This window comes from Mycobacterium sp. ITM-2016-00318 (assembly GCF_002968285.2).
GTDB lineage: Bacteria > Actinomycetota > Actinomycetes > Mycobacteriales > Mycobacteriaceae > Mycobacterium.
On sequence record NZ_CP134400.1, the window covers coordinates 502730 to 514943 of the forward strand.

Consider the following 12214-nt stretch of genomic DNA (forward strand, 5'->3'; position numbering starts at 1 on the left):
GAACAGTCCCACCGTCGGCGGTGCTCGAAGGTCAATGAGCCGGCCGGCCCCGCAGCCGGACCGACAAGCACGTCACACAGCCTTCCAGCTTCTCGAACTCCGAGACGTCGACGGGGACAACCCGGTAGCCACGCTGCTGGAATAGCTCGGCTGTCCTCGGCGCTGCCGACGACATCAGCAGCGCGTCGTCGTCGAGCAGCACGACGTGCGCGCCCGGCTCCTCGGGCACGGCGAGGAAGTTCTCGCCCCAGACGCCGGGATCGTCGACGACGGGTTCGTAGCCGATGATCGTCCCGTCGGGTAGCGCGGTCACCGCGGACTTGAGATGCAGTGCCTTCGTCAGCGGGACGCGGATCACGGTGGCGCCGAACGGTTCGAGGTGTGCCTGCAACTGCGCGACGCCCTCGCGGTTCGTCCGACCGCCCACGCCGACCCAGACGTTGCCGCCGTGCTTGAGCACATCGCCGCCGTCGAGGGTGCCCGGCGCTTCTATGCGCACTACGCGGTATCCCGCTGCACGCACCGCGTCTTCGGCGGCGGAGACCTCCGGCCACCGTTGGTCGGCCCCGGGGCGGCAGATCACCGCCAGGTCGCCGTAGACCACCATGGTGTCCTCGACGAACACCGAATCAGGACAGTCCGGCGCAGCGGGCACCTCGTGGGTGATCCAGCCCGCGCTGTTCAACGCGCCGACATAACCGTCCCATTGACGTTGCGCCAATTCGAAATCCACGTCGGCGCTGCGTTCGATATGGGTGATCAACCCGTCTGCGAGCCGTGGCGACGGTCGGCGTATCAGGGCGTGGCGGGCGGTCATGGTTGCACCGGCTCTGTTTCCGCAGCCGTCGCCTGGCGCAGCCCGAGTAGTCGCATTCCGTGGTAGACCACGAGCGCGGCGATCGACCCGAGCGCTATCCCGGTGAACGTCAAACCGCCCAGCTGCCAGGTGAAGTCGGCGATACCGATGATCAGCGGGATGGCCGCGGTCATCTGGTTCAGCGGCTTGGAGAAGTCGACGTCGTTGGTCAGCCAGATCCGCACGCCGAGGATGCCGACCAGCCCGTAGAGCACGATCGTGGCGCCGCCCAGCACGCCGGGCGGGATCGCCGAGATCGCCGCGCCGACCTTGGGGCACAACGCCAGTGCGATGGCCACCGCGGCGGCCACCCAGTACGCGGCCGTCGAGTAGATCCGCGTCGCGGCCATCACGCCGATGTTCTCGGCGTAGGTGGTGGTGGCCGAACCGCCGCCGAAGCCGGCCAGTGTGGTCGCCACCCCGTCGGCGGCCAGCGCGCGGCCCATCAGCGGGTCGACGTCGGTGTCGGTCATCTGGCCGACGGACTTCACGTGTCCGATGTTCTCGGCGATCAACGCGATCACAGCGGGCAGGAACATGGGCAACACGGCCAGGGTGAACGTCGGCGTCTGGAACTCCGGCAGCCCGATCCACGGCGCCGCGGCGATCCCGGCGGTGTCGACGTCGCCGAGTATCAGCGCCAGCACGTATCCGGCGACGACGGCGAGGAAGATCGCGAGGCGGCCGATGATGCCGCGGAAGAACGCCAGGCCGGCAACCAGCAGCACCAGCGTGACGACGCCGACCAACGGACCCTTCTCGAAGTTCGCCTTGGCTGCCGGCGCCAGGTTGAAGCCGATCAGCGCCACGATTGCACCGGTGACCACCGGCGGCAACATGACGTCGATCCAGTGCGTGCCGACGACGTGCACGACAACGCCGATGACGATGAGCGCGACGCCGACGGCGACCAGCCCGCCGAGCGCGCTGCCGGTGCCGTTCAACGCGACCGCCGCCGTGACGGGCGCAATCACCGAGAAGCTCGAGCCGAGGTAACTGGGCAGCCGGTTACCGGTAATGACCAGGAACAGCATCGTGCCGACACCGGAGAACAGCAGCGTGGTGGCGGGCGGAAAGCCGGTCAGCACCGGCACCAGGAAGGTGGCGCCGAACATCGCTACCACGTGCTGGGCGCCGATGCCGATGGTGCGGGCCCAGTCCAGGCGTTCGTCGGGTGCCACGACGAAGTCCGGGTCGGCCTGCGCATCCACGCGTGTCCATGTCAGCGGTATCACGACGAGTATCTTGCCTGGGCTCGCGCGGTTCCGCGGTTATCGGCGCAATCGCCGCACCGCATAGATCGCTGCGCCGAGGGCGACCACGACGGCGCCGGCCACCACCGACGCCACGGGCAGCAGCGCTGCCAACAACACGCAACCCGCCAATCCGATCACCGGAACGAGCTTGCGATCCAACGTCATCGCCGACGCGTTGGCGATCGCGTAGTAGACGAGCACGGCGAACGCCGAGAACCCGATCGCCGAACGAACGTCGGCCAAAGCCGCGACGACCGCGACGACGGCGCCGACGGCCACCTCGGCCCGGTGCGGCACGCCGAACCGCGGGTGCACGCTGGCCAGCGCATGCGGCAGGTGACGGTCGCGGGCCATCGCCAGCGTGGTCCTCGACACGCCGAGTATCAACGACAGCAACGAGCCGAGCGCCGCCACCCCCGCACCGACACGGACCATGGGTTCGAGCCCCGAATGTCCTGCGGCGCTCACGGCGTCGGCGAGTGGAGCGCTCGAGGTCGCCAACGCGGCACCCAGCTGTAGCTCTACAGCTGCTGCGACAGCGCCGTAGACGACGAGCGTGATGCCGAGCGCTATCGGGATGGCAAGCGGGATGGTGCGTTTCGGATCGCGGACCTCTTCGCCGAGGGTGGCGATGCGGGCATAGCCTGCGAACGCGAAGAACAGCAGCGCCGCCGCCTGCAAAAGCCCGCCGATGCCGCCGTTCTCGAAGCGCGAACTGGGCGGGTTGTGGACGGTCCCGTCTCCGAGCACGGCCACCACGACCGCGGCGAGGACGGCGAGCACGATCACCACGATGACGCGGGTCAGCACGGCCGACTTCTGGACTCCCCGGTAGTTGATCGCCGTCAGCGCAACGACCGAGGCCGCCGCGACCGCGTGCGCGTGGTCGGGCCATGCGTAGACACCGACCGTCAAGGCCATCGCCGCGCACGACGCGGTTTTGCCGACGACGAAGCTCCAGCCGGCAAGGTATCCCCAGAATTCGTTCAGCCGCTCGCGGCCGTAGACGTAGGTGCCACCGGACTGCGGGTACAGCGCGGCCAGCCGCGCCGACGACGTCGCGTTGCAGTAGGCGACGACGGCGGCCACCGCCAGCGCGATGTGCAGGCTCGCACCTGCCGCCGCCGCGGCGGGGGCGAGCGCCACGAAGATGCCTGCGCCGATCATCGAGCCGAGCCCGATCATCACGGCATCCGCGATGCCCAGCCGCCGTTGCAGTGCGGACTCCTCCGGTGTACTCACCGGGGATCGATACTAAGTCAGGTGGCCGGGTCCTCGCCGAACACCGACTCGCGGCCCCAAACGGTGGCGGCGACGAAGACGACGACAGCCAGCACTATCGAGCCGACGGCGACCAACGGGATGGCCCAGAGGCGACGCGCCAACAGCGCACTCTCGCATTGCTCGGCATGATCGCCACCGGCTTCGGCAGCCTGGGTCAGGTTGGAGAAATAGCCGGTGCCGCACTTGATCTGGAACCCGAACTGATCGAAGGCGTTGATGAAGACAGGGAAGTTGAGGGCCAACAAGCCGACAACGATCATCGCGACGCCGAGCACTCCGACATAAAAGGCGCGATGGTGATAGTGATGCACTTGTTCGGTCCTCCCGCTCAGATCATGCATACGTCTGCGACAAGCAGCACCGGCCACGAGACGATCGTGCCGAGGAACGACGCGGCGAGGTCGGTGCCGCCCATCCTGTTCAGATGGTCGGTGTGAGTGCTCGACCAGATGGCGCCAACGATGAGGTACGGGGTGCCCAGCAGAAGCGCGATGACAAGCAGCTGACCGACACTGACTCGGTAGCCGAGCAACCTTCGCAACGCGTCGAGCACGGGACCCCCATCCGGCCTGCAATTCGCCGCTATGTTAATGATCATTCTCCGGCTGGCGACAGGTTTGAAGATTATTTATCAGCCGAAGTCGACCGCTATGTTCCGCCGGGGTCCGTTAGGGTGATCGCCATGGCGCCCACCCCGCATCCGGGCATCAGGCGACGGCCGAAGGATCGAAAGGCGCAGATCGCACGGGCCTCCGCGGAAGCGTTCAGCGCGCTGGGATACCACGCGGTCAGCATGGAGGCGATCGCCGCGAGGGTGGGGATCTCGGCGACCGCGCTGTACCGGCACTACCCGAGCAAGTACGACCTCTTTCGCGATGCGGTGCTGGCGCTCGGCGAGCAACTGGTGGCATGCACGGCGTTCTCCGACGAGACGCGCGCCGACGCGGACACGCTGCAGCGGCTCATCGGCGCCATCACCGACACCGCGCTCGCCAACCGCGAGTCCGGCGGGCTGTACCGGTGGGAGGCGCGTTTCCTGCGCGGCGACGACCAGGCGACGCTCAACGCTCAGATGCGAATCGTCAACCATCGAATTCAGCGGCCTCTCATGGCACTTCGGCCGGGGCTCACGTCACGGCAGCGCTGGACGTTGTCGTCGTCGATGCTGAGCGTGATCGGCAGCATCGTGGACCACCACGCCAAGTTGCCCGCCGTCCACATTCGCGCAGTGTTGGCCGAGGTCGCCACCGCGATCTCCACAGCCGACGTCGCTGACGTACCGGAAACGACGGCAGCGCCCGGGCGTAGGCGGCGGGTAGGTGTCGACCCGTCGAAATACGAAGCGCTGCTGACTGAATCGGTGGCGCTGTTCAACCGGAAGGGTTACCGGGACACCACGATGGAGGAGATCGCATCGGCGGTCGGCATGCCGACGTCGGGGATCTACCGGTACTTCTCCGGGAAGAACGACATCCTCGCCGCGATCTACCGGCGCGCCGCCGACCGGCTCTCGTCGGAGGCCTCGTCGATCCTCGTCGAGGTCAGCGATCCGGAGCGCGCGCTGACCGGCCTGATCGACGCCTACGTCAAGCGGTCCTTCGACCATCCCGAACTCGCCTACGTCTACTACACCGAACGGTTGCACATGGCGCCCGCCGACCAGAAGATCCTGCGCAATCTGCAGAGGGCGACGGTCGAATCGTGGGTACGGCTGGTGACCGCGATCCGATCGGACTGGACTGTGGGGCAGGCGCGGTTCGCCGTACACGCGGCCATGGCGCTGGTAATCGATGTGGGCAATCTCGTGGCCTACGACAACACCGTGGCCTCGCGGATGATGGTCGGCAGGCTGCTCGACCTCACGCTCCTCGGCCGCTACCGGTTGCGGACGACGTTGCCCGCCAGATAGGCGCCGTAGCCCAGCAGGCCGATGATGGCCAGCTTGCGTGTCTTGCGCGACGCGAGCCCGAGCCCGATCGCGGTTTCGATGCCACCGTCGATGTAGACGTGTTTGCGGGTTTCGCGGGGAAAGGCCTGCTGCGTGACGTCGTCGAACAATTCGGGCCGCACGAAGTGCGCAACGCCGACGCCTGCGACCCCGAGGCCGGCGAGTGTCGCGAAGCGCGATCCGCCAGAGTTCTTGTCGGACAAGTCGTTTCCTTTCGGACTATTTCTTGAGAGTGCCGGTGCGCGGCGCATCGGTGGTCGCGATGCACGTTACCGTGCGGTCGCCCTGGGCCCACGAGTCCTCGCTCGGATACAGCACGAACAAGCCGACCTCCGGGTCTTCCGCCGCTCCCGGCGAGTAGTCGGCGAATTCCGGCCCGCACTTGTTCTGGTACTCCTCGATCGCGGAGGTGCCAGGGAAGTCGCCGTCGGGCATCTTCATCACCGAGAAGATCTCGCCGGTATGCGGTTCGCCGCACGGCGCGGTGTCGACGGTGACGACCAGACCCGAAGCAGGCACCTCCTTGAGGCAGTCACCCGCCTTGACATCGGTCGCGCTGACCGTGTCTTTGCCGAAGACCAGCAGGACGAACACGAGCACCACGACCCCGACCGTCCACAGCGCCGAGAGCACCAGGCCCGCGATGGCCATTCCGCGGCCACCCCGGCCCTGTTTGGCCCGGTTCAGCCCGACGATGCCGCAGACCACGCTGATGAGGACGCCGCCGATCACGCCGAAGACCAGCGAGATGACCGCCCACCAGTTGGTGCCGGGAGTCGGCGGGTACGGCGGCTGTTGCTGGTAGTACGGCGCCTGGCCGGGATAGCCGCCCGACGGCGGCGGTGGAGGCGGGGGATAGGACCCCGGCGGTGGGGGCGGGTATGCGCCGGGGGGCGGCGGTGGCGGATACGACCCCGGCGGCGGTGGCTGGTCGGGCGGTGGGCCAGGTGGCATCGTCACGAGAGCAACCGTAGCCCCGCGTCGACGGCCAGTACCGGCACATCGAGACTCTTGGAGCCGAGATCGTGGCGGGCGCCGGTGATCTCGACGACCTCGGTCGTCGCCGGGATCAACGCTGCAGCCGCGCGCACCTCGTCGATGGAACCGAACGGATCCGACGTGCCATGGGTGAACACCGTCGCCGCGCCGATCCTCGGCAGGTGTTCGGTGCGGGCTCGTTCCGGCTTGCCCGGCGGGTGCAGCGGGTAGGAGAACAACGTCAGCGCATCGACGCGCGCACTGCCATCGGCGACAGCCATCGACGTCATCCGGCCGCCGTACGAATGGCCGCCGGCCAGGACCGGGCCCGAGATCGTGGCGGCGACGAGCTCGATCGCCTCGACGACGCCTGACTGGTCGGCGGCGGCGGATCCCGAGGGCGGACCCTTGTGCCGTCGCCTGCGGTAGGGCAGGTTGTAGCGCACCGCGAGCCAGCCTCGGGCGGCCCATTCGTCGCAGATCCTCTTCAGCAGCGGGGCTTCTCGGCTGCCGCCCGCCCCGTGGGTCAACACCACCGCGCCCTTCGGCGTGCCCGCAGGCTCATGTGCGATGCCCGCAATGGCCGCAAGATTCATCAGGGTGCCATGCTCAGCCGGAACAGCGGTGACACCGGGCCGTGGCCCTGCCCCAACGGGTATGCCGCACGCAGGCATTCGGTGACCCACGACTTCGCGAAGGCGACCGCGTCGGTCATGGGGTAGCCGTGCGCCAGCGCGCTGGCCGTGGCCGCGGCGAGCGTGTCACCCGCGCCGTGGTCGTCGGCGGTGTCGATGCGGGTCGCGCCGAATTCGTAGAAGTCGGTGCCGTCGTACAACAGGTCGGGGCTCTCCGGCGACGACCGCAGATGACCGCCCTTCACCAACGCCCACCGCGGCCCGAGGGCGTGCAGCGCGCGGGCCGCCTCCCGCTGAGAGGAGTCGTCGACCACATCGATGTCGACGAGCAGTCGCACCTCGTCGAGGTTGGGCGTGATCAGAGTCGCCAGCGGAAACAGCTCATCCCGCAGGGAGTCCAGCGCGCTCGGGTGCAGCAACGGGTCGCCGTGCATCGACGCGCAGACGGGGTCGACCACAAGGGGAACCGTGCCCGCCAGGCCCTGCGAGCGCCAGGTGTCGGCGATCGTTGCGATGATCTCCGACGACGCCAGCATTCCGGTCTTGGCGGCCTGGATCCCGATGTCGCTCGCGACGGCTTCGATCTGGCCTGCGATCACCTCGACCGGGATCTCGTGAAAGCCTCGGACGCCCATCGAGTTCTGCACCGTAACGGCCGTCACCGCAACACACGCGTGCACACCGAGCAGTGCGAAGGTGCGCATGTCGGCCTGGATGCCTGCGCCGCCGCCAGAGTCCGAACCGGCGATCGTCATCACCCGCGGCGGGGTCTGATTGCCGGGCGTCAACGGTAGGAAACTCATGACATCTCCCTACGCCGGCATTACCCGGTCAGGTTCATACGGTCGACGGCACCGTGACGCACTCGAGCCGTCCTCTCAGCGCGCTCGGTGCGCGCTCCCGCGTGGGTGTTCAGGCGTTGTCACGCTATCGCATGGAACAAGAATTGCTCGGGAAAGGTTTGTATAGCTAATATATGTTTTTTGAACCGATACGAACTCTTGTGTGAGCGAAGTGTGATGACGACCGAAACCGAGATGACGAAACCTCCAGTCGTGGCCAACGCCGATGTCGCAGTATTCGAGACCGCGCGCCGCCGCAGGCGCATGGACCACGATCACCCCTTCTACAAGTGGGTGGTGCTGTCCAACACCACGCTGGGGACCCTACTGGCGACGATCAACGCGTCGATCGTGCTGATCTCCCTTCCCGCCATCTTCCGCGGCATTGGGCTCAACCCCCTCGCCCCGGGCAATGTCAGCTACCTGCTGTGGATGCTGATGGGATACCTGGTCGTCACCGCGGTCCTGGTGGTCCCGTTCGGTCGACTCGGCGACATGTTCGGCCGGGTGCGCATATACAACCTCGGCTTCGTGGTGTTCACGCTGGCGGCCGTCGCGCTCTCGTTCGACCCGTTTCACCTCGGCAGCGGCGCGCTGTGGCTGATCGCCTGGCGGGTGGTCCAGGGCGTCGGTGGTGCGATGTTGATGGCGTCGTCGTCGGCGATCCTCACCGACGCCTTCCCGTCCAACCAGCGCGGCATGGCGCTCGGCGTGAACATGGTGGCCGCTGTCGCCGGCTCCTTCCTCGGACTGCTCATCGGTGGCTTCCTCTCCGAGTGGCACTGGAAGGCAATCTTCTGGGTCGGCGTGCCGATCGGCATCCTCGGCACCATCTGGAGCGTTCGGTCGCTGAGGGAACTCGGCGTCCGCACCCCCGGCAGGCTCGACTGGGCGGGCATCCTGACCTTCGGCCTCGGCCTGACGATTCTGCTCACCGGCATCACCTACGGCATTCAGCCCTACGGTGACTCGACCACCGGCTGGACGAGCCCGTGGGTGCTTGGCGCGATCGGGTCCGGCCTGATGTTGCTCGCGGCGTTCTGCTTCATCGAACTACGGGTGGCCGACCCGATGGTCGACATCAGGTTGTTCCGCTCCGCCTCGTTCGGGATGGGCAACCTCGCGGGGCTGATGTCGTCGATGGGCCGTGGCGGCCTGCAGTTCATGCTGATCATCTGGCTTCAGGGCATCTGGCTCCCGTTGCACGGCTACAGCTTCGAATCCACTCCGCTGTGGGCCGGTATCTACATGCTGCCGATGACCGCGGGCTTCCTCGTCGCCGGACCGTTGGCCGGTTCGCTGTCGGACCGTTTCGGCGCGCGCCCGTTCACCGTCGGCGGCATGCTGCTGATGGCCGTGACTTTCGTTGCGTTGGTGATGATTCCGGTGAACTTCGACTACTGGCTGTTCGCCCTGCTGGTTTTCCTCAACGGACTCGGCGGCGGCATCTTCACCGCACCGAATACGGCGGCGATCATGTCCAGCGTTCCCGCCGCCCAACGCGGAGCGGCCTCGGGTGTGCGTGCGACGTTCTTCAACGCGGGGTCGTCGCTGTCGATCGGTGTCTTCTTCTCCCTGATGATCGTCGGGCTGGCCCACACCCTTCCATCGGCGATGAGCAGCGGACTGCAGGCGCAGGGCGTTTCCGCCTCGGTGGCCAACGATGTGGCCAATCTGCCTCCCGTGGGGAGCTTGTTCGCGGCGTTCCTCGGCTACAACCCGATCGCCGAACTACTGGCCCCGTCGGGGGCGCTGGACAACCAGGGCGTCGACGTCGACGTGCTGACCGGCAAGACGTTCTTCCCGCAGCTCATCACCGAGCCGTTTCACTCCGGGCTCACCGTGGTGTTCATCGCGGCGGCGGTCATGATGCTCATCGGTGCTGTTGCGTCGATGTTCAACCCGGGCCGCTACGGCGACGCCGACACCGAGGCTTGACCGAGCGCCTCGACCTGCTTGGCCAGATCCGCGCGCAGGGTCTTCACCCGGCGGAGCCCCTTCTCCTCGTCGAGAACAGCTTGCAGCGCATCCTTCAAATGCCGCAGCGTCTCGTCGCCCGTTGCCGCGATCGTCTCGAAGGCATGTTTCTTCGCGACGTCAGTCAGCATCTGCAGAATCAACTCAGCGCCGTCAAGACGCCCCCACAAGTAGTCGTTCTCGCGGGCCTCCGCCGCGAAGAAGGCCGCGAAATGATGCACCGGAATGCCCTTGAGCTTGGTCGGCTTCGGGTCACCCTCCTTGCTCGGTGGCTTTAGCGCTGTTGCGGTGAGCGGGCTGAATTGCGCCACCGGGATGGGTGAGAGCTGGGGAAGCTCGCTCAAAGAGATCGTCGGGAACAACAGTCCGTCCCACAGGGCGAAAGCGAGGTAGCTGCTGAGCAGAGAGTTCCTCGCCTCGTCCGATCGCCACTCCTTTGTGCGCAGCCGGAACTCTTCGAGGAGCTTGACGCTGTCGTCGCGGGCCGGTTTCAGTGCGTCGGCATACCGCTCGAACATGACCTGCAACATCTCGCGGTTGTCCGCCGCGAACTTCTCCGGGTCGAGCCGGACCACGTCGTCATCGCTCAGGCGCAACAGATTCAGCACTCCTTCGAATTCCATTCGCCCGATTGCGTCGATCGTTACGGAGCGGACCGTCGCGATCATCTCCCAAGCCTTCTCTTTGAGCTTGTCCAGATCACCTACGGGCGGTGTCCATCCGTTGTCGTCGAAGTCGTACAAGCTGTTGATTCGGCTGAGAATGAACATGAAACGCCGTTCGCGGTAGGGCATATCCGACTCACGCAGCAGGTTGCCGAGCGCACGGGTATGTCCCATCTGCCAAGCGTCGTGCTTGCGTGCCCAGGCGATCCACGTGGCGGCGACGAACCCCGCTCTCGCAGAGGGCCTCGGATATCGGAGGCACCAACTGATTTCGTCGGCGAGCCGGTTGAGTACGGCCTCGAACTTCAGCCGTTGATACGTGGACCAGGCCGGGCCGAGCGAATCCCTGGCATCCGCATACACCTCGTTCGAGACGGCCTCGATCTTTGCTTGCAGTGCGGTGCCGTCGGCGGCGGTGACTTCGTCGACGAGTTGAGTGATGGTCATGGCTTCGGTGTTTGACTGCTGCAGTTGATTGGACAGCGCCGCCCGGACTCGCTTCTCGACGTATTTCTCCTGCTGTTCGGCGATGGCCTTCACCTCGGCGATTCGCCAGTTCATGTCCCGCAACTTGGTCAACTCGACCAGGATCGGATGGCTGCCGCGCACGGTGGACAACGTGAAGAAGATGTCCTTGAGCCACCGTCTGCCTTTGTCCGCGGGCTTGCCGTGGGTCATCGAATAGAGCTCCTGTCCCGGATCGGGCTCGATGTAAACGAGCTGCCTGTACACCCGGGTCCGTGCCCTTCGCCTGGCGATCGCGTCGATCACCAAATCGAACGGTGCGTTGTCCAGCACGCCCCCGTCGACGAAGTACGCGTCGTCGGCCTCATCCGGTTCGTATTGGCACAGGAAGACGGTCTGTGGGTGGAGGTCGACGTCCTGCCCGATCTCCTCCTTGAACGAGGCTTGGCTCACAGGCGCGAACGCGCCGGGAAAGCTGGCGCTGGCGCGACCGGCGAATGCCAGGTCGGCGGTGTACTGCTCGCCGAATTGCTGCGGGTTCTTGCCTACCCCGCTGAACACCAGCACCTGGCGGTAATCGCGGTCTCGGTTGCTCGCGCCTCCGATGCCTGACGGGACCAGCACGTCGTAACCGTTGAGATCGGTTGCCGGCACGTACAACTCCAACTCGGGAGCGGTGTCCGGTAGGAGCGAGTAGGCGGATTTATCCCGATCGCTCTCCATAGCCGTAAGCGCTTGATACAGAAGCTTGGACAGGTGCTCTCCGCGCAGCGGCGAGGAAGCGCCGAACATCCGGAACAACTGGCCGACAACGGTGGTCAGCACCTGCGCGCGAAGGCCGAAGAGTCGTGTCCCTCTCAGCAGCTTCCGGATATCACCTTCCTCGATCCACACCTTCTTCAGGGGCTCGAGGCTGGCGTTGCGGGCGATGGCTTTACTCAATGCGATGCCGTTGATTCCGCCGGCCGACGTACCTCCTATGATGTCGACGCTCACCTCCAGCCTCGGCCCGGACTCGGCGGTCCGGGTCAGGGCATCGAAGTACACCTTCTCGGTTCCTGCCGAGAATGGATTGGCATCCAAGCGCTTATCAAATTGTCTTGCAGCGCAAAGCAACTTGTGAATCTCCTTGGTCACTCCGTGCATATAGACGGCGAGTGACACGCCGCCGTAGCACACCAAGGCCAACCGCAGTTCGGCGTCGTTGTTCTTCACCAGAGCACCCCCGCTCTACAGCACCAGGACCTCGAATCGGCGCTACTGAACCTGAGGGTAAGTCCTCGCATCGGCCTGTGGGATTGCTTTTTG

At 66.1% G+C, this 12214-nt stretch carries 12 protein-coding genes and 1 riboswitch; of the genes, 2 read left to right on the forward strand and 10 right to left on the reverse strand.

The window, feature by feature from the left end; translation table 11 throughout:
* Positions 1-31 precede the first annotated feature (31 nt).
* Genes ddaH through C6A82_RS02350 form a run of 5 tightly spaced genes read right to left on the reverse strand, consistent with a single transcriptional unit; the run spans position 32 to position 3949 of the window.
* On the reverse strand, positions 32-817 hold the full coding sequence (ddaH, locus tag C6A82_RS02330) for a dimethylargininase (RefSeq protein WP_105343095.1): 786 nt from the start codon (positions 815-817) through the stop codon (positions 32-34).
* Positions 814-2091 (reverse strand): uracil-xanthine permease family protein, encoded by a 1278-nt coding sequence (locus C6A82_RS02335; RefSeq protein WP_105343097.1) that lies wholly within the window; start codon positions 2089-2091, stop codon positions 814-816. The genes ddaH and C6A82_RS02335 overlap by 4 nt, the downstream gene beginning before the upstream one ends.
* Positions 2092-2127: 36 nt before the next feature.
* The gene (locus C6A82_RS02340; RefSeq protein WP_105343098.1) at positions 2128-3354 is read right to left on the reverse strand and encodes an APC family permease; all 1227 of its coding nucleotides are present in this window, start codon (positions 3352-3354) and stop codon (positions 2128-2130) included.
* A 17-nt stretch (positions 3355-3371) separates the two neighbouring features.
* A complete protein-coding gene (locus C6A82_RS02345; protein ID WP_105343100.1) occupies positions 3372-3707 on the reverse strand; it encodes a hypothetical protein in 336 nt (111 codons plus the stop codon).
* A 17-nt stretch (positions 3708-3724) separates the two neighbouring features.
* Positions 3725-3949, reverse strand: a complete 225-nt coding sequence (locus tag C6A82_RS02350; protein WP_105343102.1) for a hypothetical protein — start codon at positions 3947-3949, stop codon at positions 3725-3727.
* A gap of 129 nt (positions 3950-4078) precedes the next feature.
* On the opposite strand from C6A82_RS02350, the gene C6A82_RS02355 reads away from it, so the two are divergent.
* Entirely contained in the window at positions 4079-5305 is a 1227-nt protein-coding gene (locus tag C6A82_RS02355) for a TetR/AcrR family transcriptional regulator (protein ID WP_105343108.1), read from the forward strand.
* Here C6A82_RS02355 and C6A82_RS02360 read toward each other — a convergent pair.
* The 4 genes from C6A82_RS02360 to thiD form a co-directional block, all read right to left on the reverse strand.
* The gene (locus C6A82_RS02360; protein WP_105343103.1) at positions 5272-5547 is read right to left on the reverse strand and encodes a hypothetical protein; all 276 of its coding nucleotides are present in this window, start codon (positions 5545-5547) and stop codon (positions 5272-5274) included. The genes C6A82_RS02355 and C6A82_RS02360 overlap by 34 nt on opposite strands.
* Before the next feature lie 16 nt (positions 5548-5563).
* Positions 5564-6298, reverse strand: a complete 735-nt coding sequence (locus C6A82_RS02365) for a septum formation family protein (RefSeq protein ID WP_311101836.1) — start codon at positions 6296-6298, stop codon at positions 5564-5566.
* A 2-nt stretch (positions 6299-6300) separates the two neighbouring features.
* Complete coding sequence (locus tag C6A82_RS02370; protein ID WP_105346111.1) at positions 6301-6918, reverse strand: alpha/beta family hydrolase; 618 nt, start codon at positions 6916-6918, stop codon at positions 6301-6303.
* Positions 6918-7760, reverse strand: coding sequence for a bifunctional hydroxymethylpyrimidine kinase/phosphomethylpyrimidine kinase (thiD, locus tag C6A82_RS02375; RefSeq protein WP_105346112.1), 843 nt, complete (start codon positions 7758-7760; stop codon positions 6918-6920). The genes C6A82_RS02370 and thiD overlap by 1 nt, the downstream gene beginning before the upstream one ends.
* A riboswitch (TPP riboswitch) is annotated at positions 7750-7871 on the reverse strand. (Overlaps the previous gene by 11 nt.)
* A gap of 105 nt (positions 7872-7976) precedes the next feature.
* On the opposite strand from thiD, the gene C6A82_RS02380 reads away from it, so the two are divergent.
* On the forward strand, positions 7977-9737 hold the full coding sequence (locus tag C6A82_RS02380; protein ID WP_396836769.1) for an MFS transporter: 1761 nt from the start codon (positions 7977-7979) through the stop codon (positions 9735-9737).
* On the opposite strand, the gene C6A82_RS02385 is transcribed toward C6A82_RS02380, so the two are convergent.
* A complete protein-coding gene (locus C6A82_RS02385; protein ID WP_158261646.1) occupies positions 9710-12121 on the reverse strand; it encodes a patatin-like protein in 2412 nt (803 codons plus the stop codon). The genes C6A82_RS02380 and C6A82_RS02385 overlap by 28 nt on opposite strands.
* Positions 12122-12214 lie beyond the last annotated feature (93 nt).

Excerpts from the sequence above, each read along its gene's own strand:
- C6A82_RS02365 (WP_311101836.1), bottom strand. The coding sequence starts at position 6,298 with ATGCCACCTGGCCCACCGCCCGACCAGCCACCGCCGCCGGGGTCGTAT.
- C6A82_RS02355 (WP_105343108.1), top strand. The coding sequence starts at position 4,079 with ATGGCGCCCACCCCGCATCCGGGCATCAGGCGACGGCCGAAGGATCGA.
- C6A82_RS02370 (WP_105346111.1), bottom strand. The coding sequence starts at position 6,918 with ATGAATCTTGCGGCCATTGCGGGCATCGCACATGAGCCTGCGGGCACG.
- ddaH (WP_105343095.1), bottom strand. The coding sequence starts at position 817 with ATGACCGCCCGCCACGCCCTGATACGCCGACCGTCGCCACGGCTCGCA.
- C6A82_RS02380 (WP_396836769.1), top strand. The coding sequence starts at position 7,977 with ATGACGACCGAAACCGAGATGACGAAACCTCCAGTCGTGGCCAACGCC.
- thiD (WP_105346112.1), bottom strand. The coding sequence starts at position 7,760 with ATGAGTTTCCTACCGTTGACGCCCGGCAATCAGACCCCGCCGCGGGTG.